Origin of the sequence: Arthrobacter sp. SLBN-53 (genome assembly GCF_006715585.1) — a bacterium.
GTDB classification, from domain to species: Bacteria; Actinomycetota; Actinomycetes; order Mycobacteriales; family Mycobacteriaceae; genus Mycobacterium; species Mycobacterium neoaurum_A.
In genome coordinates this window covers 2,102,620-2,127,109 of the sequence record NZ_VFNN01000001.1, presented here as the reverse complement: position 1 = coordinate 2,127,109, position 24,490 = coordinate 2,102,620, and the positions used below count along the sequence as shown (strand labels likewise).

Sequence of the window (24,490 nt, the reverse complement as noted above, 5' to 3'; positions counted from 1 at the left end):
TTTCAACCACGGGTCTGGAGGCGCTTCGATGAAGCTGGGTTTGCAACTGGGTTATTGGGGCGCGCAGCCGCCGACCAACCACGCCGAATTGGTCGCCGCGGCCGAAGAGGCCGACTTCGACACCGTGTTCACCGCCGAGGCGTGGGGGTCGGACGCCTACACCCCGCTGGCCTGGTGGGGTCGCGAGACCACGCGGATGCGGCTGGGCACCTCGGTGCTGCAGCTGTCGGCGCGCACGCCCACCGCGCTGGCGATGGCCGCGCTCACCCTTGATCATCTCTCCGGCGGGCGGCATATCGTCGGCCTCGGGGTATCCGGCCCGCAGGTGGTGGAGGGCTGGTACGGCGCCAAGTTCGGAAAGCCGCTGGCCCGCACCCGGGAGTACATCGACATCCTGCGCCAGGTGTGGGCGCGCGAGGCGCCGGTGCGCAGCGACGGCCCGCACTACCCGTTGCCGCTGACCGGTGAGGGCACCACCGGACTGGGTAAGAACCTCAAGCCCATCACCCATCCGCTGCGCGCCGACATCCCCGTCATGCTCGGGGCCGAGGGGCCCAAGAATGTCGCGCTGGCCGCCGAGATCGCCGACGGCTGGCTGCCGATCTTCTACTCGCCGCGCATCGCAGGCATGTACAACGAATGGCTCGACGAGGGCTTCGCCCGCCCGGGTGCACGGCGCACCCGCGAGACCTTCGAGATCTGTGCCACCGCACAGGTCGTCGTCACCGATGACCGCCCGGCGATCATGGAGTTGATGAAACCGCACCTGGCGCTCTACATGGGCGGGATGGGCGCCGAGGACACCAACTTCCACGCAGACGTCTACCGCCGGATGGGCTACGCCGAGGTGGTCGACGACGTCACCAAGCTGTTCCGCAGCGACCGCAAAGACGAAGCGGCCAAGATCATCCCGGACGAACTGGTCGACGACTCGGCGATCGTGGGCAACCTCGACTACGTCAAGGAGCAGATCAAGGCCTGGGAGGCCTCGGGCGTGACGATGATGGTGGTCGGGGCCCGGTCGGTGGAGCAGATCAAGGATCTCGCGGCCCTGGTTTAGCTGCCGAGCAGACGCAGAACTGCGGTTTTGGTGCCGTAATCGGCAGTTTTGCGTCTCTTCGTCGGGAAGGGGTGGCGCTACGAGTAGACACTTCCTTGCCAGGTGTCTACTACGCGTCCTAGATTGGGCGCGTGACCCACGCCACATCGCAGTACACGATCGCGGGCCAGACCGTGACCATGCCCGTGCAGATCCGTACCGCCGAGCAGCACATGGCGATGTTCTCGGTGGACGCCGATGCCGCGCAAGCCATGATCGACTACAGCGGGCTGACCGTATGCCGCTACCGACCCGGCAAGGCCGTGGTGGTGCTGATGCTGATGCGCTATGTCGACGGTGATCTCGGTCCGTATCTGGAGTACGGCACCAACGTCATGGTGAACCCGCCCGGATCGACCGCGACGGGCCTCAAGGCCTTCGGTGCGGCGGGCGCTTTCATCCATCACCTGCCCGTCGACGGCCAGTTCACCATGGCCGCCGGCCGCCAGATCTGGGGCTACCCGAAGGTGCTGGCGGACTTCGTCATTCGCGACGGTCACCACTATTCCTTCGATGCATCGATCGACGGACAGTTCGCCGTCGGGATGGACTTCGCGCCCGGGCTGCCGGTGCCGGCGATGTTCACCGGCAAACCGCAGGTGCACCCGACGTATTCGTATCTGGACGGGGTGACCCGCAGGACGTCGGGACAGATGATCATGTCGGGTGTGCGCTACCGGCCCGGTGGCGTGACGGTCCGCCTCGGCTCGCATCCCTACGGCCGTGAACTGGCGGCGCTCGGTTTTCCCAAGCGCGCCATGTTCTCCGGCTCCGCCCGCAACGTGGAAATGACCTTCGCCGACGCCGAGGAGATCGCATGACAGGGGTTCTGACCGGTTCGGTCACCGAGGCACGTCCCGATGTGGATCTCGCCGACGGCCGGTTCTACGCCGACGGGCAGGCCCGCGATGCCTACCGCTGGATGCGGGCGCACGAGCCGGTGTTCCGGGACCGTAACGGCCAAGCCGCCGCGGCCAGCCACGCCGCGGTGCTCGATGCCGAACGTAACCCGGAGTTGTTCTCCAACGCAGGTGGAATTCGGCCCGACCAGCCCGGTATGCCGTACATGATCGATATGGACGATCCGGCACATCTGTTGCGCCGCAAGCTCGTCAACGCCGGATTCACCCGCAAGCGGGTGATGGACAAACTGCCATCGATCGGTGTCCTGTGCGACACCCTCATCGATGCGGTGTGTGAGAAGGGCGAGTGCGATTTCGTCCGCGATATCGCCGCCCCGCTGCCGATGGCAGTGATCGGCGACATGCTCGGTGTACTGCCGCAGGAGCGCGACCTGCTGCTCAAATGGTCCGATGATCTGGTGTGCGGGCTGAGCTCTCATGTCGACGAGCAGACTGTCCAGTTGTTGATGGACACCTTCGCGGCATACACCGCTTTCACCATGGACGTGATCGCCAAGCGGCGGGCCGATCCCACCGACGACCTGTTCTCCGTGCTGGTCAATTCCGAGGTCGAGGGCCAGCGGATGGAGGACGCCGAGATCGTCATGGAGACCCTGCTGATCCTGATCGGCGGTGACGAGACCACCCGGCACACCCTCTCCGGCGGCACCGAACAGCTGCTGCGTCACCAGGACCAGTGGGCCCAGTTGAGGGCGGATGATGGCAAGCTACCGGGCGCCATCGAGGAGATGCTGCGCTGGACCTCGCCGGTGAAGAACATGTGCCGCACCCTGACCGCGGACACCGAGTTCTACGGCACGCCGCTGCGCAAGGACGAGAAGATCATGCTGATGTTCGAGTCCGCGAACTTCGACGAGCAGGTGTTCGGCGACCCGCAGAACTTCCGCATCGACCGCAGCCCGAACAACCACGTCGCGTTCGGCTTCGGCACGCACTTCTGCATGGGAAACCAGCTGGCGCGGCTGGAGCTGAAGATCATGATCGAGAAGGTGCTGGCGCGGTTGCCCGATATGCGGTTGGCCGACGAGAACATGCTGCCGCTGCGGCCCGCCAACTTTGTCAGCGGGCTGGAGTCGATGCCGGTGGTGTTCACCCCGACGGCGAGGGTGCTCGGCTGATCAGCCCAGCGCGCACAGCCTGACTGCGACCGTCGTTGTCGTACCGTTGACGCGATGCGTATCGCGGTGGTGGAGGACGACGACGGCGTCGGTGAGGCGCTCGTCGACGCGCTCGCCCAGGTCGGCCATGCACCGGTGCGGATGCGCCGTGGAGCCGATCTGCTGCTGGGTCACCGCGATATCGATCTCGCGCTGCTGGACCTCGGGCTGCCCGACGACGACGGGATGACCATCCTGCGCCGGTTGCGCGGCGTGAGCCAGATCCCGGTGGTGGTGCTGACCGCCCGTGACGACGAACGCTCGGTGGTGCGCGCGTTGCGGGCGGGTGCCGACGATTACGTGGTCAAGCCGGCGCGTCTGGGCGAACTGCGAGCCCGTATCGAGGTTGCTGCGCGCAGGCGAACCGCCGCCACGGCGCCACCTGAGCCCGAGGTGATCCGGTCCGGTGACATCGTGGTCGAACTCGGTGCCCGCCGCGTCGAAGTTGCCGGCGTCGAGATCGCTTTTGCACCAAAAGAATTCGAGATCCTCGCATATCTTGTCGCGCGTCGGGGGGAAGCCGTCAGCAGGCAGGAACTGATGGATGCGATCTGGGGTGACGCCTACGTGGCCATCTCGCGCAGTCTGGATGTGCACATGACCTCGCTGCGCGCGAAGCTCGGCAGGCCCGAGGCGATCGCGACCATCCGCGGGTACGGCTACCGCTGGGGTTCCTGAGATGTGGCGGCGCGTCCTGCTCGTGCTGGTCGTCTATTCGGCGATCGTGGTCATCGGGCTCGCGGTCCCGTTGGCGATCACGCTGGGTCGCGAGCGGATGCAGCGCTTCGGGGAGAACCGCCTCGCGGCGGCCTCCTACTTCGCCGATCTGGCCGCCCGTACCGATGACGCGCCCGATCCGGAACTGCAGCAGGTCGTGCAGCGCTACCACCAGCTCTACGACGAGCCGGTGGTGATCGTCGGACGCGACGGTAGGCCGCGTGCGGCGGCGGGGGTGGGCGATATCGACGGAGAGTTCGCCGACGCCGCCGCCGATGCGTTACGCAATCAGCGCAGCCGTCTCCCGGATGCCGTCACGCCGTGGTCACCCGCGCGGGTGCTGATCGCGGTACCGGTCGGGACCGGCACGCAGGTCGATGGCGCGGTGGTGTTGGCCGCGTCGACGGCCGCCGCCCGCACCGAGATCGGTCGGGCGTGGGCGCTCATCGCCGCAGGCGCGGTGGGCCTGCTGGTACTGGCTTCCGCGATCGCGGTGGCGTTGTCGCGGTGGACGGTACGACCACTGACCGATCTGGCGGCTCGCGCGGTATCGCTGCGGCATCGCGTGCGCGACCGCGCCCCCACGGATCCACCCACCCTCGATGAGCCGATCCCCGGTCGGTACGCGGGACCGCATGAGGTGCGCCGACTGTCGGCGACCTTCGACGCGATGGCTCGCGATATCGACGCCGCCGACGCCGCACAGCGCAGGTTGATCGCCGATTCCGCGCATGCGCTGCGAAATCCGCTGGCAGCATTGAGCATGCGGCTGGACACGCTGGGCATGGCGCTGCCCGAATCATCGGCGGCTGCCCACCACAAGGCGACGCTGGAAGTGGATCGCCTGACCGGCATCGTCAACGATCTGCTCGCCCTGGCGAGCGCGGAAAGCCGTGCCGAGACCGACGGGGACGGCCACACCGGCGATGTCGGTGCGATCGCCGCCGAGCGAGTGGAGTTCTGGGCAGCGGCGATGGCCGATGCCGACATCGACGTCACCGTCGAGACGCTGCCCGCCGTCCCGGCACTGCTGCCGGAGCAGGACCTGACCCAGATCTTGGACATCGCCCTGAGCAATATCGCCAAGTACGCAGGGCCGGGCGCGCACGCGCGGGTCACCGTCGCGCGCCACGACGCCGAGGTCGTCCTACTGATTCGGGATGACGGCCGCGGTGTGCCCACCAGAGACCTGCCCCGGGTGGCGACCCGCTTCTTCCGGGCCGCCAACACCGTCGGCCAGGGCTCCGGTCTGGGCCTTGCGATCGCCCGCGCCCTCATCGAGCGTGCCGGTGGCACTTTCGAGGTCGATTCCGGTCGGGCGGGCGGGCTGTGTCTGACGATGCGGATCCCCGCACCGATGGCCACGGATTCGTCCTAAGGGACTGTTAGGACTTTGTGCTGCGGCTTCCCGAACCGTTGTGACAGCCTTCACAGTGGGGAGCGACAACGATGTCGGCGCGGGCGCATCCGTGCGGGGCGTCGCGGACAAGGAGGACAGACATGACCAGTTCGGCCACCCGAGAGCCCGCCGGCGACGGGCCCGGATCTCCGCCCCCCGCATCCTCACCGGCGGCCACCCGCCGGGCGATCTTCAACACCTTGCGGGGATCGTCGGGCAACCTCGTCGAGTGGTACGACGTCTACGTCTACACCGTGTTCGCCTCGTACTTCGAGAACCAGTTCTTCGACTCTGCGGACAAGAATTCCACCCTCTACGTGTACGCGATCTTCGCGGTGACCTTCGTGATGCGCCCGGTCGGATCGTGGTTCTTCGGCCGGTTCGCCGACCGACGCGGCCGGCGGGCGGCGCTGACGTTCAGCGTGTCGCTGATGGCGGCGTGTTCGCTGGTGATCGCGCTGTCCCCGGGCCGGGAGAGCATCGGGGTCTGGGCCGCGGTGATCCTGGTGTTGTGCCGGTTGGTCCAGGGCTTCGCCACCGGTGGCGAGTACGGCACGTCGGCGACCTACATGTCCGAGGCGGCGACGCGGGAGCGACGCGGGTTCTTCTCGTCGTTCCAGTACGTGACGTTGGTCGGCGGTCACGTGCTGGCCCAACTCACGCTGCTGGTCATGCAGGTGTTCCTGGATCGTGAGCAGATCGAGGAATTCGGTTGGCGTATAGCCTTCTTCATCGGTGGTATTGCCGCCGTGGTGGTCTTCTGGCTGCGCCGCAGCATGGACGAGTCGCTGACCCCGGAACAACTCGAGGCGGTCCGCCGCGGTGAGGACCAGGGGTCAGGGTCCATGCGTGAGCTGTTGACCGCGCATTGGCGGGCGCTGTTGGTGTGCTTCCTGGTGACCATCGGTGGCACCATCGCCTTCTACACCTACAGCGTCAACGCACCGGCAATCGTCAAGTCCACCTTCGAGGACCAGGGCATGACGGCCACCTGGATCAATCTGATCGGTCTGACGTTCCTGATGGCCATCCAACCGATCGGCGGGCTGATCAGCGACAAGGTGGGCCGCAAGCCGCTGCTGGTGTTCTTCGGCGTCGGCGCGTTGATCTACACCTACGTGCTGATCACCTACCTGCCCCAGACCACGTCGGCGGCAACGGCATTGACCCTTGTCTGCGTCGGCTATGTCATCCTCACCGGTTACACCTCGATCAACGCCATCGTGAAGGCGGAGCTGTTTCCGTCCCATATCCGGGCACTCGGCGTGGGATTGGGCTACGCCCTTGCCAACTCGGCCTTCGGTGGCACGGCGCCACTGATCTATCAGGCCGCCAAGGGCGGTGGTCATGTCGGATGGTTCATCGGGTACGTCACGGTGGTGATCGCGGTATCGCTGATGGTCTACATCTTCGTCCTGAAGAACAAGTCCGAGACCGCGCTGGACCGCGAGCAGGGTCGCGCATTCGTGTGACGATCTACGCTGGCTGATCATGTCGTCTGCGGTGTCGTCTGCGGTGTCGTCGAGGCCCCCGGTGTTGGATCGCAGGTCCGCACTGCGGGGCCTCGCGGCACTGACGGCCGTTCTGACCGCCACCGCATGCGGTGGCGGTGCGGTGGCCCCGGTCCGGCTTGCCGCCGGCGAGCCCGGCGGCTTCTTCTGGGACTTCTGCGGGCTGCTCGCCGCCGCGGCCGACCGGGCCGGTTCCGTGCATCTCGAACCGGTGGTCACGGGCGGCTCGGCAGAGAACCTGCAGATGCTCCACTCCGGGCACGCCGATCTGGCGATGAGCCTCAGCGACACCGCGCAGGATGACACCGCTGCCGACGGTCTGGCTGCTGTCGGCCGGGTCTACGAGAACTACTTCCAGGTCGCGGTGCTCGAAGAGTCTCCCATCGGGTCACCCGCGGAGCTCGCCGGCCGCGTCGTGAGCGTCGGAGCACCGGGATCGGGGGCGACCAGGTTGTCCGAACGGGTGCTCGCCGCGGTCGGGCTGGCCGCCCCGAGCGCGGTGCGGCGGGTGGTTCAGTCGATGCACGCGGCAGCGTCCGCGCTGAAAGCCGGTTCGGTAGATGCGGTCATGTGGGCCGGTGGTCTCCCGACACCGGCGTTCGCGAATATCGGCGGCATCCGATTGTTGGACCTGACGACGGTGGTCGATACCCTGCGTCTGCGTCACGGAACGACGTACGAAGCGGTGACGGTGCCCGCGGATGTGTACGGCAGTCATCCCGCGGTGACCACCGTCGGAGTGGCGAACCTGTTGCTGGCGCGCGGCGATGTCGCCGGCTCGGTGGTCGCCACGATGGTGGATCTGCTGCTCGACCAACCCGCCTCGCTCGTTCCCGCCCAGGCGATCGGAAGCCAGTTCCTCGACGCGCAATCCCTGATCCAGACCGGTGCCGTGCCGCTGCACCCCGGTGCTTCCGCGGAGTACCGTCGCCGGCACGGCTGACGAATACAACCACCATTTACGGCAACTGGCTTTTATTTTTTTCTCGGGTATGGTCGGGCCTCGTAGGTATTGCTAGCGCACAGGAGGAAAAATGGCTAGTAAATCTCAGGGGCGAGAGCTCCGAAAAGCGACCCTGACGCTCAAGGAAAAAAGAGCGGCCAAGCGCGAGAAACTCTCCAACGAGACGGTGGTCCGCCGCAAAAAGCCCTCACGGTAGCCGTCTTTCGACGGATTGGGCGTGTTGCGGGCCGCGCGCGCTCCGGTGACAGAACGACGCGATCGCGCGGCGCGAATTGGCAGTTGGGTCGCCATTAAAAGGGGCCGAATAATTCGTAATTCGGTGGCGGATAGAATTTTTTCTGGTGACCTTATCGTGGAAAGAACATGACGGAAAATGCTTGTCGATGAACGGCGCACAAACGCGGGTGAGGAACTGCTTGCCGTGATCGCGATGATCACCGCGGCGGTTCCGGAACACGACGATCCGGAGTATCGGCGCGGCCACGCCTCGGCCACCAGGTACGCCCGAATTTGTGCGTTGGACGAGATCGCGCGATCGGCCTCGGGCCTGCACCTCGACGGCGTCGGTGCGGCGCGGCGGCGGGAACGCGCGATGGTCCGTTCGGCACTGTCGCGGATCCTCGACCGACTATCGGCCGCGGGGGACGGGGCGGGGGACGTCGGGGCCGGTTACCGCTCCGGCATCGCGCAGGCGTGCACGGTGATCGAAACCGTATTGGCCGATGTCGAGCCTCGGGCAGAGCGCGTGTGATCGGAGAATGTCATGTCCAGCTCAACGGGGGCGGTAGCCGTTTTCGGGCCGGAATGCGTGCTCGTGGCGAAGGTGGTCGAGCATGCCATATCTTCCGGCCGGACGGTCGTGACCGGTCCGTCGCCCTGTGTCCGGCACGCCGCGCCGGCTGCCGGGTGTCCGGATCTGCCCGCCATATCGGCGGGAGCGATCCACACGGTCGTGGTCGTCGTCGACGCCGACTGTGCGGCAAGGTCATTGGTGGACGGTAACGTCCGCGCATCGTGGCGCCGGCGGGGTCGCTGCGCGCGGGATACGGCGGACGCGGCCGTCGACGCCGTGCTCGGCGGTGGTGCGCGCCGGCTGGTGGTGGCGTGTCAGCTGCGGGGACTCGCGCCGAACAGGCGGTCGGCGGCACAGACATGGTTGCGCGACGTCGTTCACCGTGTGCACTACGAATGCGCGATCAACGGCACGACCGAACTCTCGTCGCACTACGCACTGGTCGGTAACGACTCCGACGTCGATCGGGTGGCCGGTGCGGTCGCCACGTGGGGCGTGCGCGCCGGGCGCCCGGCGCTCATTTCATCTGGAAGTTCGGTGCCCGCTTCTCCTTGAAGGCCCGCGGGCCCTCCTTGGCGTCCTCGGAGAGGAACACCGGGATGCCGTTGGCGGTGTCGGGCTTGAACGCGTCGAGCTCGTGCATGCCCTCGGTCTCGCGAATGGTCTTCAGGATGGCCTGCACCGCCAGCGGACCGTTGTTGTTGATCACCTCGGCGATCTCCAGCGCCTTCTCCAGGGCCGTTCCGTCCGGCACGACGTGCCCGATCAGTCCGTACTCCAGTGCCTGGGCTGCGGTGATGTGGCGACCGGTCAGCAGCATGTCGCACGCGATGGTGTACGGAATCTGGCGAACCAGGCGTACCGCGGACCCGCCCATCGGGTACAGGCTCCACTTGGCCTCGGAGATACCGAACTTCGCACTCTCGCCGGCGACACGGATATCGGTGCCCTGCAGGATCTCGGTGCCGCCAGCGATGGCGGGACCTTCGACCGCGGCGATCAACGGCTTCGTCAGACGACGACCCTTCAGCAACCCGTCGATCCGTGAGGGGTCGTAGCTGCCGTCCTTGAAGGAATCGCCGGGCGGCTTCTTGGCCGCACCCTTGAGATCCATGCCCGCGCAGAAGTAGCCGCCTGCGCCGGTGAGGATGCAGGTGCGGATCTCCGGATCGCTGTCGACACGGTCCCAGGCCTCGACCATAATCGAGAGCATCTCACCGGAAAGGGCGTTGCGGGCCTCGGGCCGGTTGAGCGTCACGATGAGGGTGTGTCCGCGCTGCTCGATGAGGGCGTCGGGGCCTTTGGCGGTCTCACTCATCGGGTATCGCCTCTCTGCGTTCGGACCGGTGTGCGGGTGCTACTTGAACAAAAATGTAACACGTTCTAGTTTAGGTGCCATGGCCCTGAACATCGCCGATCTTGCCGAGCATGCCATCGACGCCGTGCCCGACCGCGTCGCCCTGATCTGTGAGGGCGAACAGCTGACGTACGCCCAACTGGAGGAGCGGGCCAACCGGCTCGCGCACTACCTGCTGGACCAGGGCGTCAAGAAGGACGACAAGGTCGGCCTGTACTGCCGCAACCGCATCGAGATCGTGATCGGGATGCTGGGCATCATCAAGGCCGGTGCGATCCTGGTCAACGTCAACTTCCGCTATGTCGAGGGCGAGCTGAAGTACCTGTTCGACAACTCCGACATGGTGGCGCTGATCCACGAGCGGCGCTACGCCGACCGGGTGGCCAATGTGCTGCCCGAGACCCCGTTGGTCAAGACGGTCCTGGTGGTCGAGGACGGCACCGACGATGACTTCGCGCGCTATGGCGGAGTGTCGTTCGAGGACGCACTCGCCAAGGGGTCACCCGAGCGTGATTTCGGGCCGCGCAGCGAAGACGACATCTATCTGCTCTATACCGGTGGCACCACCGGATTCCCCAAGGGCGTCATGTGGCGCCACGAGGACATCTACCGGGTCCTGTTCGGCGGCACCGATTTCGCCACCGGTGAGCCGATCGCCGACGAGTACGACCTGTCCAAACAGGCCAAGGAAAACGCGCCGATGGTGCGGCTGCCGATCCCGCCGATGATCCACGGCGCGACGCAGTCGGCCACCTGGATGGCGCTGTTCTCGGGCCAGACCGTGGTGCTGACACCGGAATTCGACGCCGATCAGGTGTGGCGCCTGATTCACGACCACAAGGTCAACCTGCTGTTCTTCACCGGCGACGCGATGGCCCGCCCGCTGCTGGACGCCTTGTTGGCGCATCAGGACGAGGGGAACACCTACGACCTGTCGAGCCTGTTCCTGCTGGCCAGCACCGCGGCGCTGTTCTCCACAAGCCTCAAGGAGAAGTTCCTTGAGCTGCTGCCCAACCGGGTGATCACCGACTCGATCGGATCCTCGGAGACCGGTTTCGGTGGCACCAGCATCGTGGCCAAGGGGCAGAGCCACACCGGCGGTCCGCGGGTCACCATCGACAAGAACACCAAGGTCCTCGACGAGGACGGTAACGAGGTGGTGCCGGGTTCGGGTGTGCGCGGCATCATCGCCAAGTGCGGCCACATCCCGGTCGGCTACTTCAAGGACGAGAAGAAGACCGCCGAGACCTTCCGCACGTACCACGGTGTGCGGTACGCCATCCCGGGTGACTACGCCGAGGTCGAGGCCGACGGCAGCGTGACCATGCTGGGTCGCGGATCGGTGTCGATCAACTCCGGCGGCGAAAAGATCTACCCCGAAGAGGTCGAGGCGGCACTCAAGGGCCATCCCGATGTGTTCGACGCACTGGTCGTCGGGGTCCCCGACGAGCGCTTCGGTCAGCACGTTGCCGCCGTCGTGCAGCCCCGCGAGGGCACCCGCCCGACGCTGGCCGACCTCGATGCCCACGTCCGCACCGAGATCGCCGGCTACAAGGTGCCGCGCAGCCTCTGGCTGGTCGACGAGGTCAAGCGCTCGCCCGCGGGCAAGCCCGACTACCGCTGGGCCAAGGACACCACCGAGGAGCGTGCCGCCGATGATGTGCACGCCAAGCATGCAGGAGCAAAGGCATGAAAACTGAACTGTGCGAACGTTTCGGTATCGAATACCCGATCTTCGTCTTCACCCCGTCGGAGAAGGTGGCCGCCGCGGTCAGCAAGGCCGGCGGTCTCGGCGTGCTGGGCTGCGTGCGGTTCAACGACGCCGACGACCTGGAGAACGTCCTGCAGTGGATGGATGCCAACACCGACGGTAAGCCCTACGGCGTGGACATCGTGATGCCGGCCAAGGTGCCCACCGAGGGCACCAGCGTCGACATCAACAAGCTGATCCCGGAGACGCACCGCGACTTCGTGGCCAAGACGCTCGCCGACCTCGGCGTGCCGCCGTTGCCCGAGGACGAGGAAAAGTCCGAAGGCGTGCTGGGTTGGTTGCACTCGGTGGCGCGCAGCCACGTCGACGTGGCGCTCAAGCATCCGATCAAGTTGATCGCCAATGCGCTGGGCTCACCGCCCAAGGATGTCATCGACCAGGCACACGCCGCCGGTGTGCCGGTGGCGGCCCTGGCCGGCAGCGCCAAACATGCTCTGCGCCATGCCGAGAACGGTGTCGACATCGTCGTCGCGCAGGGTCATGAGGCCGGTGGTCACACCGGCGAGATCGGCTCGGTGGTGCTGTGGCCCGAGATCGTCGATGCCCTCGATGGCAAGACCCCCGTTCTCGCCGCCGGCGGCATCGGCACCGGACGTCAGGTCGCCGCCGCGCTCGCGCTCGGCGCGCAGGGTGTGTGGATGGGCTCCGCCTTCTTGACCTCTGCCGAATACGACCTCGGCGTGCGGCAGTCCTCCGGGGTGTCGACCATTCAGCAGGCCATGCTGGATGCCACGTCGGCGGACACCGTTCGGCGCAAGATCTACACGGGTAAGCCCGCGCGTCTGCTCAAGAGCCGTTGGACCGACGCCTGGGATGCCGACAATGCACCCGATCCGTTGCCGATGCCGTTGCAGAACATCCTCGTCAGCGAGGCGCACCAGCGGATGAACGAGTCCTCGGACCCGACCGCGGTGGCCATGCCGGTCGGCCAGATCGTCGGCCGGATGAACGAGATCCGCCCGGTCGCCGACATCATCGCCGAACTGGTCAGCGGTTTCGAGGCGGCCACCAAGCGTCTCGACGGGATCGCGCAGGGCTGAGCGCAGGGCGGGTGGCGTGTTGCCGCCCGTCGGTACGGTTGAATCGGTGCATGACCGGTCGACCACGTGACGCCTCGATCGACGAACGGGTGCTGTCGGTGACCCGGGAGTTGCTCATCGAAGTGGGTTGGGATGACCTCAGTGTGCGGTTGGTCGCCACCCGTGCCGGGGTCGGGCGTTCCAGCCTGAACCGGCGCTGGTCTTCCAAGGCCGAGCTGGTGCTGCACGCGATTCTGGGGGAAACCCCCGACATGGCACCGTTTTCCGGCACCGATCGGGCCGGCTGGATCGCCTGGGTGGTGCGTGGCAGCCATCAGCTGTTCACCCGCCCCGATGTCCGGGCCGCCGTTCCCGGACTGTTGCTGGCGTTGCGGGAGAACGCGGAGCTGCGCAGGCAGTTGTGGACCGGTTTCAGCGGCCCGGCCGTGGGGCTGTTCGCCGAAAACGGTCACGGTGCCGAACTGGACGCCAGGGCGGCCCTGGCGATGGCGGCCGGTGCGGCGTTGTTCGTGACGACGGTGGCCGATGAGGACGACTCCCCGCAGCTTCAGGACCGGATGGTCGAACTGTTGACCTCAGCGCTGCAGGCAGGCCAGGATCGCCGACCGAGGTGAGCGCCAGGCGTCGACGCCCAGTGCAGTCCGGGTGTGCAGATCGTCGGTCGGCGTCGCCGAGGTCAGCAGCAAGGCTGCCTCGTAGCTGATCCCGTCGCCGAGTGGCAAGATCCGGCCGGCCAGATCGGCGACCCTCCCGATCCCACGAAAGAGACCGGGGGACAGCGGTATCCGACGAATCCGCCGGCCTGATCCCTGTTCCAAAAGATCGATCATGTCGTCGAAAGCCACCATCTCACCGCCGCAGACATAGCGCTGCGGGCCGCGGCCGGGCGCCATCGATCGCACATGGACGTCGGCGATATCGATGACGTCGATCATCTGCATACCGCCCGGCATCCGCGGTGCCAGACCGTGAGTCACGATCGGTGCCCACCCGCGTTCGGTCACCCCCGGTGCGGTGTGCCAGGCGGGGCCGACCACGCTGGACGGGTAGCTCACCACCACGGGCGCACCGCGCTCCTGCAGGCGCCGGGCCACCCGGTCCGCATACGCCTTGGTCTGCGCGTACGGGCTGCGTCCGGCGGCCGGCGGGGTGTTCTCGGTGATGACGCTATCCGGTGGCGGGAACAGGGCGCTGTAACTACTCACGCAGACAACGGGATCCAGGCCGGCATCAACGGCGCGCAGCAACAGTGTTTCGGTGGCATGGGCGTTGACTTCCCACATCAGCCGCGCTCGCCGCCGATCGGTGCCGACCACGCCCGCGGCGTGTAACACCGCGTCGCAGCCCCGCAACAGCCGCTCGACCGTGGTGGTATCGCGCACGTCACCCTCGACCGGCGTCACCTCGCCCTCGCCTGCGAAGTGCGCGATGACCGGGTCGGCGGCGGCACCCGGCGCGACGAGTAGATGGACCCGATGTCCGGCGGCCAGCAGAGCGCGCGTGATGTGTGCGCCGAGATACCCGGTGCCACCGGTGACGGCGATGCGCATACGACCTCCTGGTATGTTTCGATGCCAATGGTATCGAAAGTGTTCACCCCGTGTCCGTTGGGTCCACTGACCCTGAAGAACAGGTTCATCAAGGCCGCCACCTTCGAGGGGGTCATGCCGCGCGGTCAGGTGAGCGAGAAGCTCATCGCATTTCACGCCGAGGTGGCCCGTGGCGGAGCCGCGATGACGACCGTTGCCTACCTGGCCATTTCGCCCGGCGGACGGGTGCACCGCGACACCATCGTCCTGGATGCGGCTCGCGCTGCCGCGCTGCGCACCCTCACCGACACCGTGCATGCCGAGGGGGCCAAGGTGTGTGCCCAGATCGGGCATGCCGGTCTGGTCGCCAACACGTTGTCGAACCGGCAGCCCACGCTGGCGCCGAGTGCGCGTTTCAGCGCTCCGGCGATGGGCTGGGTCAGGGCGGCCGAGGCCACCCAACTCGCCGCCGTCGTCGACAATTTCGGCACGGCCGCAGCGCACGCAGTGGCGGCCGGATTCGACGCGATCGAGATCCACATGGGCCACGGATACCTGTTGAGTTCGTTCTTCAGCCCGAACCTCAACAAACGCCGCGATGCCTTCGGCGGTGACGTGGTGCGCCGGGCCGAACTGGCCCGCCGCGTCGCCGAACGGGTCCGCCGTGCCGCCGGCGACGGTGTGGCGGTCACCGCGAAGTTCAACATGGATGATGGTGTGCCCGGCGGCTTCTGGCTCACCGACAGCCTGGTCACGGCGAAACTGCTGCAGGACGACGGGCATCTGGATGCCCTGCAACTCACCGGCGGAAGCTCGTTGAGCAATCCGATGTACTACTTTCGCGGTCAGGTGCCGATGGCGGAGTTCATCGCCTCGCAACCCGCCCCGGTCGGGCTGGGCCTGCGCGTGATGGGGCGCAGGCTGTTCCGGGAGTATCCGTTCGAGGAGGGGTTCTTCGTCGACACGGCGCGCCAGTTCCGCGACACACTGCGCATGCCGTTGATCCTGCTCGGCGGCATCAACGAATTGACCACTGTCGACACGGCGCTGCAGGACGGCTTCGAGTTCGTCGCGATGGCGCGGGCTCTGTTGCGCGAGCCGGACCTGGTCAACCGGTTCGAGCGCGGCGACCGCGCAACCGGTCTGTGCGTGCACTGCATGAAGTGCATGCCGACCGTCTACACCGGTACCCGGTGCGTGGTGCGCGAGGCGGCCGGGCTCAGGGCGTGATGACGGTTTCGGCGTCGATCACATCGGTTGCTGCGCTGAGGATATCGGCCTGGTCGGCCAGGCCGTCCGCGTTGAGCTGCAGCACGTAGAGACCGTCGCCGCCGGGGATGACGACGGTCTTCTGGGCGACGAATTTCCGCAGCCCGTCCTGGTCCCAGGTCCCGGCGAGTTGGTAGGCGTCGAACCCGCTCAGCTGACTGGTCGTGCCGTCGGTGATGGCCTCGTAGCCCGGCAGGTTCTGCAGCTCACCGGGGGCGAGCTCGATGATCTTCGCGGGGTCGACGTCGCCGCTGAGCTTGGAGATCAACGCCACGATGCTCGGGGTGTACTCGGCGGCCTCCGGGCCGCGGTACACCGTCGCGCCGTAGGCCCAGTCCGGTGTCTCGGGGCCGGCATCCTCCCACCCCTGTGGGTAGGGCAGGTCGATGGTGGGAGCCCCCGGATCGCCGGCCTTCACCGGTGTCTCCTGGATACCGTTCTGGCTGATATAGCTGGCGATCGTCTCGTACGAGCCGGGGGTGCCCTCGTCGGGTTGCGCCGGTGCGGAGGTGCGACCCGATGCCGACGGTGCCGCGACAGGGGTGCCGTCGACGGCCTTGGTCGAGCCGCAGCCGGACAGGAGCACGCCGAGCGCGGTGGCCAGTGCCGCGACGCCGGTGAGCGCAGACGTCCTCATCAAACCCTCCGTCATGAGGTCTCGGGTTCATGGCATACGTCGGCCATGCTCTCCGATCGGAAGCGTAACCCACATATCCCCACCGCAGCGCGGCTGCGAGCCCGTCCACGTGGGGATTGAGGATCAGTCCCGGCGGCAGGGATGGACGGGATCCGGGCAATCCAGCCCCTGCGCGGACAACTCCCGCTTGAGCACCTTGAAGGTTTCGGTGCGGGGCAGTTCGGTGGCCACTCGCACGAACGACGGCCACTGCTTGGGCCCCAGGTCCGGTTGATCGGCCAGGAACGCCCGGAAGGCCTCGGGATCGAAAACCGCGCCCTCGGCGAGCACGATCGCGGCCATCACCCGGTCACCGACCGCAGGGTCGGGAATCGGGTAGACCGCAACCTCGGTGATATCGAGATGACGCAGCAGGATCCGCTCGATCGGGGCGGTGCCCAGATTCTCACCGTCGACCCGCATCCAGTCACCGAGTCGTCCGGCGAAGTACACGTACCCGTCATCGTCACGGTAGGCCAGATCGCCGGAGTGATAGATACCGCCGGACATCCGCTCGGCCTCGGCATCGGGGGAGTTGTAGTAGCCACGGAACCAACCCGGCCCCCTCGGGTTCACGATCTCGCCGACCACCCCGGGCGGGCAGGGCACACCGGTCTCGATATCGATGATGGCGACCTCGTCGGTCAGCGGACCGAGCGATCCGTCCGGGGTATCGGGGGTGCGGGCGATGGCCACGCCACCCTCGGTGGAGCCGAAGCCGTCGACCACGTGCACGCCGAATCGCTCGGCGAAGCGCGGCAGGTCGCGGGGGGCACCCTCGTTGCCGTACAGGAACTTCAGTGGATTGTCGGCATCATCGGGTTGTTCTGGGGTGGCCAGGATGTAGGACAGGGGCTTGCCTACATAGTTGGCATAGGTGGCTCCGAAGCGGCGGGCATCGGGGATGAAACGCGACGCCGAGAATTTGCGGCGCAGTGCTATCGACGCCCCTGCCGCGACCCCCACCGCCCAGCCGGCCATGACGGCATTGGAGTGGAACAACGGCATGGACAGGTAACACGTATCGGTGGGCCCGAGCCCGAACCGCTGGGCCAGCATCCGGCCGGGGAAGGCGACCTTGTCATTGGTCACCCGCACCGCTTTGGGCTCACCGCTGGTACCGGAGGTGAAGATCAGCATGAACAGATCGTCACCGGACAGCGGCGCGAACGTCACCGGCGTACCGGAGTGTGTGGCCAGTTCGCTTGCCCAGTAGGCGGATTCGACGTCGAGGGCGACCACGCCCGCGGGCACGTCCGCGCCGGAATCGGCCAGCACGAACTGGCAGTCCGCGCGGTCGGCGTCGGCCGCGAGCGCCGCGCCGCGCCGGGTGGGGTTGAGCCCGACCGGAACCAGACCGGACAATGCCGCGGCGACCAGAACGGTGGAGAAGAACCCGGTGTTGCCCAACAACACCCCGATATGGGGCGGTCGCGCCGGATCCAGGCGGGCCCGCAGGGCTGCGGCCAATGCCGCGCCCGCGGCGATGTGGTCGCGCCACGGCGTGAACGACTCCTCGTCGTGCACGCCGCGATCGGTGACCTCGACCAACGGCGCGAGCAGCTCGCCCACGGTCGGGCCGGTCGGGTTGTCCACGTCCTCAGACGGGGGTATCGGCCAGCTCGCGACCGATACGCAGCAACTGTCCGGTCGCGCTGCCGACCGCGAACTCGGTCTGCTTGGCGGCCAGGAAGTACCGGTGGATCGGGTGGTCGATATCGATGCCCACACCACCGTGCACGTGCACCGCGGTGTGTACGACACGGTGCCCGGCATCGGCGGCCCAGAACGCGGCGCTGGCGACGTCGATCGTCGCGGGATGGTCCTCGGACAACCGCCACGCGGCCTGCGTCAGCGTGGAACGCAACGCCTTGACATCGATGTACCCGTCGGCCAGGCGGGCCGAGACCGCCTGGAAGCTGCCGATCGGACGGTCGAACTGTTCGCGTTCGCGGGCATAGGTGGCGGTGAGCTCGAGGGCACGTTCCAGCACGCCGAGCTGAAAGGCGCTGCGCCCCAGTGCGTGGTGCACGGTCAGCCACTCCATGACCTCCGCGCCGCCGACTAGACGGCTCGGATCGACCGGCGTCGCGCTCAGCTCCAGATGGCCGACGGTGCCATGACCGGTGGTGTCCAGCGCGGAAACCGTGACGCCGGGGTCGTCACCGGTGACCAGGAAGACCTGGAGGCCGTTGTCGGTGTCGGCGGGCAGCAGGAAGGCGTCGGCCACCGGGCCGTAGGCGACCTGGGTGCGCGATCCGGTCAGCTGGTACCCGTCGTCGGTGGACTGGGCCTGAACCGGGCCCTGGCCCATCTCACCGTCGAGGGCGACGGTGAGGATGGTCGTGCCATTGATCGCCGGCGTGGCCCATTGCTCTTGCAGGACGGCGGATCCGAATTTCGCCAGGGCGCCGGCGCCCAGCACCGCCGACTCCAGGTAGGGCACGGCGGCCAATTGCCTGCCCAGCGCCGTCAGCACCGCCGACTGCTCAAGCACGCCGAATCCACCGCCGCCCAGTGTTTCCGGTGCCGCGGTGGACAGGATGTCGGCTTCGATCAGCTTGGTCCACAGGGCACGGTCGAACCGTTCGTCGAGCCCGTCGAGCATCCGCTGGTGGTCATTGGTGACCACCGATTCGGTGATGGTGCGGACCAGCCCGCCCAGGTCGACCGAGGCTTCGCTTGGGGTGAAATCCATTGTCGTTCCTATCGGTTCACTCGGGGCAGGCCGAGCGCGACCATGCCGATGATGTCACGCTGGATCTCGTTGGTGCCGCCGCCGAAGGTGAGGATCAGGCACGAGCGGTGCATGCGCTCGATCCGGCCGCGCAGCAAGGCTCCCGGTGACCCGGAACGCAGCGTGGCCGAGGTGCCCAGCACCTCCATCAACAGACGGTAGGCCTCGGTGGCCAGTTCGGTGCCGTACACCTTTGCCGCCGATGCGTCGGCCGGTGACGGAGCCGCGTCGGTGGCCGAGGCCAGCTCCCAGTTGATCAGTTTGAGGACCTCGGCCTTGGCGTGTACCCGGGCCAGGTTCAACTGCACCCATTCGGCGTCGATCAGCCGCTTGCCGTGGACGTCCTTGGTGTTCTGTGCCCACTCACGGACACCGTTGAGCGCCACGAAGATCGGCTGCGCCGAGACCAGCGCGACACGCTCGTGGTTGAGCTGGTTGGTGACCAGTTTCCAGCCGGCGTTCTCCTCGCCGACGAGGGCGGACTTGGGAACCCGGACGTCCTGGTAGTAGGTCGCGCTGGTATCGACTCCGGACACCGTGTGCACGGGCGTCCAGGAGAAGCCCTCGGCCGTGGTCGGCACGATCAGCATCGAGATGCCGCGATGCTTCTTGGCCTCGGGATTGGTGCGCACCGCCAACCAGACATAGTCGGCATAGGCGATCAGCGAGGTCCACATCTTCTGGCCGTTGATCACGTAGTCGTCACCGTCGTGTACCGCCGTGGTGCGCAGCGAGGCGAGGTCGGTGCCGGCACCCGGCTCGGAATAGCCGATGGAGAAGTGCAATTGGCCCGCCGCGATCTTCGGCAGGAAGAATTTCTTCTGCTCCTCCGTTCCGAAATGCATGATCGTCGGCGCCACGCTGTTGATGGTCAGGAAGGGCACCGGCACGTTCGCGATGGCGGCTTCGTCGTTGAAGATCAACCCTTCCATCGGCGGTCGGGCCTGGCCGCCGTACTCGGTCGGCCAGGACAGGGTGAGCCACCCGTCCTTGCCCATCTGCTCGACGGTTTCGCGGTACACGTTCCCGCGGCCCATCTCGCCATCGCTGGCCGCCAGCGCCTCGGCCCGCTCCGGGGTCATCAGTTTGGTGAAGTACGAGCGCAGTTCGCGACGCAACTCCTCCTGCTCGGCGGTGTAACCGATCCGCATGGCGGCATCCTGTCTGTCTGAGGTTGCGGGGCGACCGGCCGAAAACCGGTTGCCCGCCGATATGCTCGTTGTAACACGTTCTAGTCTTGCGGTCCAGGGCGGTACCGTTAGCCTGCACAGGGGCACACAGCCCGTGCCCCGAGCGCGAGGAGGTTCACATGCACGTAGAAGTCGACCGGGACCGCTGCGAAGGTAATGCGGTATGTGTCGGGATAGCGCCCGACCTGTTCGATCTCGATGACGAAGACTATGCCGTGGTGAAAGCCGACCCGGTACCCGCAGGCCAGGAGGATCTGGCCGAACAATCCGTGGCCGAATGCCCTCGGGCGGCCCTGATCCGTAGAGACTAGAGGTATTCATAACCGTGTCCCCTGAAGCAGCGATCAACGACAATCCGATCGACCTGTCCGGAAAGGTTGCCGTCGTGACCGGCGCGGCCGCCGGCCTCGGTCGTGCCGAGGCGATAGGCCTGGCGCGCGCCGGTGCGACGGTCGTGGTCAACGACATGGCCGGCGCACTGGACTCCTCCGATGTGCTGGCCGAGATCGAGGCCGTCGGGTCCAAGGGTGTCGCCGTCGCCGGTGATATCAGTGCGCGCAGCACGGCCGACGAGCTCGTCGAGACCGCCGACCGGCTCGGGGGACTGGGCATCGTGGTCAACAATGCGGGCATCACCCGGGACAAGATGCTGTTCAACATGTCCGACGAGGACTGGGACGCGGTGATCGCCGTGCATCTGCGCGGGCACTTCCTGCTGACCCGCAATGCCGCGGCGTACTGGAAGGCGAAGGCAAAGGACTCCGCCGAAGGGCGGGTCTACGGACGCATCGTCAACACCTCTTCGGAAGCCGGGATCGCCGGACCGGTGGGGCAGGCCAATTACGGTGCGGCCAAGGCCGGTATCACGGCCTTGACCCTGTCGGCGGCGCGCGGATTGAGCAGGTACGGGGTGCGGGCCAATGCCATCGCACCGCGTGCCCGCACCGCCATGACCGCAGGCGTGTTCGGTGATGCACCCGAGCTCGTCGACGGACAGGTCGATGCCCTCTCACCGGAGCATGTCGTCACCCTCGTGACCTACCTGTCCTCGCCGGCGTCCGAGGATGTCAACGGGCAGCTGTTCATCGTGTACGGGCCCACGGTCACCTTGGTCGCGGCCCCGGTGGCCGCGCAGAGGTTCGATGCCGAGGGTGATGCCTGGGACCCCGCCGCGTTGAGCGCCACGCTGGGTGACTTCTTTGCTAAAAGGGATCCGAATATCGGCTTCTCCGCTACCGAGCTCATGGGCTCTTGACCTACGAGAATGTCATTTCCGGCGGTGTAGGACTATTAGAACCTGTTCTAGGATGACATCCGTCACACTGGCTTTGACCAGCAAAAATGGGAGATTTCCAAGAACTTTTCGGTTCTTTGACACTGTGAACGTGTTCTAGTTACTATGAGCCCGCTCACTATGAACGACGTGCACATCAGGGGTGGAAAGCCCGCCGGAGCGAACCGATTCCCGCTATTGTCGGGTTCTTCGCCACGACGGGACGGCAGCCCCACTCGAGAATGGAGTCGAGGTTGATCGAACAGCTTTCGGCTCCGGCGCGAGCCGTGGGTGGGTTCGTCGAGATGACCATCGACACGTTCGTCAAGATGTTCCAGCGGCCGTTCCAGTTCCGCGAGTTCCTGGATCAGACCTGGATGATCGCGCGGGTCTCGCTGGTGCCCACGCTGCTGGTGTCGATCCCGTTCACCGTGCTGGTCGCCTTCACTCTCAACATCCTGCTCCGTGAGATCGGTGCGGCCGACCTCTCCGGCGCCGGCACCGCGTTCGGCACCATCACCCAGCTGGGTCCCGTGGTGACCGTGCTGGTGGTCGCCGGAGCCGGTGCGACGGCCATCTGCGCCGATCTGGGCGCCCGCACCATCCGCGAGGAGATCGACGCGATGCGGGTGCTCGGCATCGACCCGATCCAGCGCCTGGTGGTGCCGCGTGTGCTGGCATCGACATTCGTCGCGGTGCTGCTCAACGGATTGGTGTGCGCGATCGGTCTGTCGGGCGGCTATGTGTTCTCGGTGTTCCTGCAGGGTGTGAACCCGGGTGCATTCATCAACGGGCTGACCATCCTGACCGGACTGGGCGAGCTGGTGCTGGCCATGTTCAAGGCGCTGCTGTTCGGTCTACTGGCCGGCCTGGTCGGGTGCTACCGCGGTCTGACGGTCCAGGGCGGGCCCAAGGGCGTGGGGATCGCGGTCAACGAGACCGTTGTCTACGCCTTCATCTGTCTGTTCGTAGTCAATGTCATCCTTACCGCCGTCGGCGTCCGAGTTCTGGAGCGCTGACCGCATGAGTTACGACGCCACACTTCGACTGCGCCGGTTCTTCCGTGGCGTGCCCCGCGCGGTGGACAACATCGGCGAGCAGGCACTGTTCTACGGCGAGTCGATGCGTTACATCCCCAACGCCATCACCCGCTACCGCAAGGAGACCATCCGGCTGGTCGCCGAGATGACCATGGGCGCGGGCGCGTTGGTCATGATCGGCGGCACCGTCGGCGTCGCGGCATTCCTCACGTTGGCCTCCGGTGGCGTCATCGCCGTGCAGGGCTACTCCTCGCTGGGCAATATCGGTATCGAGGCGCTGACCGGGTTCCTCTCGGCGTTCCTCAACGTGCGCATCGTTGCCCCCGTGATCGCGGGCATCGCACTGGCGGCCACCATCGGTGCGGGCACCACGGCGCAATTGGGTGCCATGCGAGTGGCCGAGGAGATCGACGCCGTGGAAGCGATGGCCGTGCACGCGGTCTCGTATCTGGTGTCGACCAGGATCATCGCCGGGCTGATCGCCATCGTGCCGCTGTACTCGCTCTCGGTCCTGGCGGCCTTCTTCGCGGCCCGGTTCACCACCGTCTTCATCAACGGCCAGAGCGCCGGTCTGTACGACCACTACTTCAACACGTTCCTGATACCGAGCGACCTGCTGTGGTCCTTCCTGCAGGCGATCGTCATGTCGATCGCGGTCATGCTGGTGCACACCTACTACGGCTACAACGCCTCCGGCGGCCCAGTGGGCGTGGGCATCGCCGTCGGCCAGGCCGTGCGGACCTCACTGATCGTGGTCGTCACCATCACCCTGTTCATCTCGCTCGCCGTGTACGGCGCGTCCGGCAATTTCAACCTCTCCGGATAGGGCCAGAAGATGTCAGACGGATCGGCCAAACGCAGCCATGTCAGGATCGCCGCCGCGATCCTGGCCACCATCGTGGTGATCGCGGTGGTGCTCACGTACCTGTTCTTCACCGCGGCCTTCACCGCCACCGACACAGTCACCGTCACCTCGCAGCGGGCGGGCCTGGTGATGGAGCGCGATGCCAAGGTCAAGTACCGCGGGATCCAGATCGGCAAGGTCTCCGATATCGAATACGCCGGGGACCAGGCCAAGCTGACGCTGTCGATCGACCGCAGCCAGATGCGGTTCATCCCGTCGAATGCGGACGTGAAGATCGGCGGTACCACCGTCTTCGGCGCGAAATCGGTCGAGTTCCTGCCGCCGAAGGATCCCCGCGGCACCACCCTGCAGGCCGGGACGAACATCCAGGCATCGTCTGTGCAGCTCGAGGTCAACACGCTCTTCCAGACGCTGACCGATGTGCTGCACAAGGTCGACCCGGTGAATCTGAACGCCACCGTCACCGCGCTCGGTGAGGGTTTGCGCGGTCACGGTGAGGATCTCGGCGTCGCGATGTCCGGCCTGAACAGCTATCTGGCCCAGCTCAATCCGAAACTGCCGACGGTGCAGGACGATCTGCGCAAGACCGCCGTCGTCGCGGGGATCTACGGTGACGCGGGTCCCGATCTGGCCAGCATCTTCGACAACGCGCCGCGGGTGGCCCAGACCATCGTCGACGAGCAGGACAGCCTCAACGCCGCGCTGCTGGCCGCCACCGGGCTGGCCCAGAACGGCACCGCCACCTTGGAACCCGCGGCCGACGACTACATTGCCGCCATCCAGCGGTTGCGTGCGCCGCTCAAGGTGGTGGGCGATTACTCCCCGGTCATCGGCTGCACCCTGCAGGGCACCGCGAAGGCGATCGACACCTTCGCTCCGATCATCGGCGGGATCCGGCCCGGCCTGTTCGTGGCGTCGAGCTTCATCCCGGGTGCCCCGTCGTACACGTACCCGGAGAGCCTGCCGATCGTGAACGCCTCCGGCGGGCCCAACTGCCGTGGTTTGCCCGATGTTCCCGGCAAACAATTCGGTGGATCCTGGTACCACACACCGTTCCTGGTGACCGATAACGCCTACGTGCCCTTCCAGCCCAACACCGAAGTGCAGTTCAACGCGCCGTCCACGTTGCAGTTCCTGTTCAACGGTGCCTTCGCCGAACGGGATGATTTCTGATGAGCGC

The 24,490-nt window shown here is 66.5% G+C and carries 24 protein-coding genes; 18 read left to right on the top strand and 6 right to left on the bottom strand.

The genetic code is table 11. The annotated features are described in order from the left end of the window. The first annotated feature begins 28 nt into the window (after positions 1–28). The 9 genes from FBY28_RS10105 (at position 29) to FBY28_RS10065 (ending at position 9,118) form a co-directional block, all read left to right on the top strand. Positions 29–1,060 carry an LLM class F420-dependent oxidoreductase gene (locus FBY28_RS10105; protein ID WP_141866381.1) on the top strand — a complete coding sequence of 344 codons (1,032 nt, stop codon included), beginning with the start codon at positions 29–31 and terminating at the stop codon, positions 1,058–1,060. Between the two features lie 131 nt (positions 1,061–1,191). Next, entirely contained in the window at positions 1,192–1,920 is a 729-nt protein-coding gene (locus FBY28_RS10100) for an acetoacetate decarboxylase family protein (protein WP_141866379.1), read from the top strand. Further along, positions 1,917–3,140, top strand: a complete 1,224-nt coding sequence (locus FBY28_RS10095) for a cytochrome P450 (protein WP_141866377.1) — start codon at positions 1,917–1,919, stop codon at positions 3,138–3,140. The genes FBY28_RS10100 and FBY28_RS10095 overlap by 4 nt, the downstream gene beginning before the upstream one ends. Before the next feature lie 54 nt (positions 3,141–3,194). Beyond that, the gene (locus FBY28_RS10090; protein WP_141866374.1) at positions 3,195–3,857 is read left to right on the top strand and encodes a response regulator transcription factor; all 663 of its coding nucleotides are present in this window, start codon (positions 3,195–3,197) and stop codon (positions 3,855–3,857) included. Between the two features lies 1 nt (position 3,858). After that, the gene (locus FBY28_RS10085; protein ID WP_141866372.1) at positions 3,859–5,274 is read left to right on the top strand and encodes a sensor histidine kinase; all 1,416 of its coding nucleotides are present in this window, start codon (positions 3,859–3,861) and stop codon (positions 5,272–5,274) included. 122 nt (positions 5,275–5,396) lie between these two features. Further along, positions 5,397–6,767, top strand: coding sequence for an MFS transporter (locus tag FBY28_RS10080; protein ID WP_141866370.1), 1,371 nt, complete (start codon positions 5,397–5,399; stop codon positions 6,765–6,767). A 19-nt stretch (positions 6,768–6,786) separates the two neighbouring features. Further along, positions 6,787–7,749: a TAXI family TRAP transporter solute-binding subunit gene (locus tag FBY28_RS10075; protein ID WP_141866367.1), complete on the top strand. Its 963-nt coding sequence runs from the start codon at positions 6,787–6,789 to the stop codon at positions 7,747–7,749. Positions 7,750–8,143: 394 nt separating this feature from the next. Then, positions 8,144–8,521 carry a hypothetical protein gene (locus FBY28_RS10070; protein WP_141866366.1) on the top strand — a complete coding sequence of 126 codons (378 nt, stop codon included), beginning with the start codon at positions 8,144–8,146 and terminating at the stop codon, positions 8,519–8,521. A gap of 12 nt (positions 8,522–8,533) precedes the next feature. Continuing rightward, complete coding sequence (locus FBY28_RS10065; RefSeq protein ID WP_141866364.1) at positions 8,534–9,118, top strand: hypothetical protein; 585 nt, start codon at positions 8,534–8,536, stop codon at positions 9,116–9,118. Here FBY28_RS10065 and FBY28_RS10060 read toward each other — a convergent pair. Next, a complete protein-coding gene (locus FBY28_RS10060; protein WP_019511006.1) occupies positions 9,081–9,881 on the bottom strand; it encodes a crotonase/enoyl-CoA hydratase family protein in 801 nt (266 codons plus the stop codon). The two genes, FBY28_RS10065 and FBY28_RS10060, sit on opposite strands and share 38 nt — an antisense overlap. A 79-nt stretch (positions 9,882–9,960) precedes the next feature. Between FBY28_RS10060 and fadD19 the strand changes: the two genes are divergently transcribed. From fadD19 to FBY28_RS10045, 3 genes are read left to right on the top strand one after another with little or no spacing between them, the layout of a single operon-like run. After that, on the top strand, positions 9,961–11,613 hold the full coding sequence (fadD19, locus tag FBY28_RS10055) for a medium/long-chain-fatty-acid--CoA/3-oxocholest-4-en-26-oate--CoA ligase (RefSeq protein WP_141866362.1): 1,653 nt from the start codon (positions 9,961–9,963) through the stop codon (positions 11,611–11,613). After that, complete coding sequence (locus FBY28_RS10050) at positions 11,610–12,731, top strand: NAD(P)H-dependent flavin oxidoreductase (RefSeq protein ID WP_019511008.1); 1,122 nt, start codon at positions 11,610–11,612, stop codon at positions 12,729–12,731. The genes fadD19 and FBY28_RS10050 overlap by 4 nt, the downstream gene beginning before the upstream one ends. A gap of 50 nt (positions 12,732–12,781) precedes the next feature. Further along, positions 12,782–13,345 carry a helix-turn-helix domain-containing protein gene (locus FBY28_RS10045; RefSeq protein ID WP_141866360.1) on the top strand — a complete coding sequence of 188 codons (564 nt, stop codon included), beginning with the start codon at positions 12,782–12,784 and terminating at the stop codon, positions 13,343–13,345. Here the strand turns inward: FBY28_RS10045 and FBY28_RS10040 are convergent. Then, on the bottom strand, positions 13,307–14,281 hold the full coding sequence (locus FBY28_RS10040) for an NAD-dependent epimerase/dehydratase family protein (RefSeq protein ID WP_141866358.1): 975 nt from the start codon (positions 14,279–14,281) through the stop codon (positions 13,307–13,309). The genes FBY28_RS10045 and FBY28_RS10040 overlap by 39 nt on opposite strands. 21 nt (positions 14,282–14,302) lie before the next feature. Here FBY28_RS10040 and FBY28_RS10035 point away from each other — a divergent pair, with 21 nt between their 5' ends. Next, complete coding sequence (locus tag FBY28_RS10035; RefSeq protein WP_216847608.1) at positions 14,303–15,490, top strand: NADH:flavin oxidoreductase; 1,188 nt, start codon at positions 14,303–14,305, stop codon at positions 15,488–15,490. Here FBY28_RS10035 and lpqN read toward each other — a convergent pair. The 4 genes from lpqN to FBY28_RS10015 form a co-directional block, all read right to left on the bottom strand. Next, positions 15,480–16,166, bottom strand: coding sequence for an envelope biogenesis lipoprotein LpqN (lpqN, locus tag FBY28_RS10030; protein WP_174241587.1), 687 nt, complete (start codon positions 16,164–16,166; stop codon positions 15,480–15,482). The two genes, FBY28_RS10035 and lpqN, sit on opposite strands and share 11 nt — an antisense overlap. Positions 16,167–16,289: 123 nt before the next feature. After that, positions 16,290–17,801: a long-chain-fatty-acid--CoA ligase FadD17 gene (gene fadD17, locus FBY28_RS10025; protein ID WP_141866354.1), complete on the bottom strand. Its 1,512-nt coding sequence runs from the start codon at positions 17,799–17,801 to the stop codon at positions 16,290–16,292. 4 nt (positions 17,802–17,805) lie between these two features. Beyond that, a complete protein-coding gene (locus FBY28_RS10020; protein ID WP_141866352.1) occupies positions 17,806–18,903 on the bottom strand; it encodes an acyl-CoA dehydrogenase family protein in 1,098 nt (365 codons plus the stop codon). An 8-nt stretch (positions 18,904–18,911) separates the two neighbouring features. Beyond that, positions 18,912–20,093 carry an acyl-CoA dehydrogenase family protein gene (locus FBY28_RS10015; protein WP_141866350.1) on the bottom strand — a complete coding sequence of 394 codons (1,182 nt, stop codon included), beginning with the start codon at positions 20,091–20,093 and terminating at the stop codon, positions 18,912–18,914. 158 nt (positions 20,094–20,251) lie between these two features. On the opposite strand from FBY28_RS10015, the gene FBY28_RS10010 reads away from it, so the two are divergent. The 5 genes from FBY28_RS10010 (at position 20,252) to FBY28_RS09990 (ending at position 24,483) form a co-directional block, all read left to right on the top strand. Next, a complete protein-coding gene (locus tag FBY28_RS10010) occupies positions 20,252–20,443 on the top strand; it encodes a ferredoxin (protein ID WP_081650007.1) in 192 nt (63 codons plus the stop codon). Positions 20,444–20,457: 14 nt separating this feature from the next. Then, positions 20,458–21,387 (top strand): 3-oxoacyl-ACP reductase, encoded by a 930-nt coding sequence (locus FBY28_RS10005; protein WP_216847607.1) that lies wholly within the window; start codon positions 20,458–20,460, stop codon positions 21,385–21,387. A 272-nt stretch (positions 21,388–21,659) separates the two neighbouring features. After that, a complete protein-coding gene (locus FBY28_RS10000) occupies positions 21,660–22,424 on the top strand; it encodes an MlaE family ABC transporter permease (protein WP_023986310.1) in 765 nt (254 codons plus the stop codon). Between the two features lie 4 nt (positions 22,425–22,428). Continuing rightward, positions 22,429–23,271: an MlaE family ABC transporter permease gene (locus FBY28_RS09995; protein WP_019511019.1), complete on the top strand. Its 843-nt coding sequence runs from the start codon at positions 22,429–22,431 to the stop codon at positions 23,269–23,271. Positions 23,272–23,280: 9 nt separating this feature from the next. Then, positions 23,281–24,483: an MCE family protein gene (locus tag FBY28_RS09990; protein WP_141866346.1), complete on the top strand. Its 1,203-nt coding sequence runs from the start codon at positions 23,281–23,283 to the stop codon at positions 24,481–24,483. The last annotated feature ends 7 nt before the right edge of the window (positions 24,484–24,490 follow it).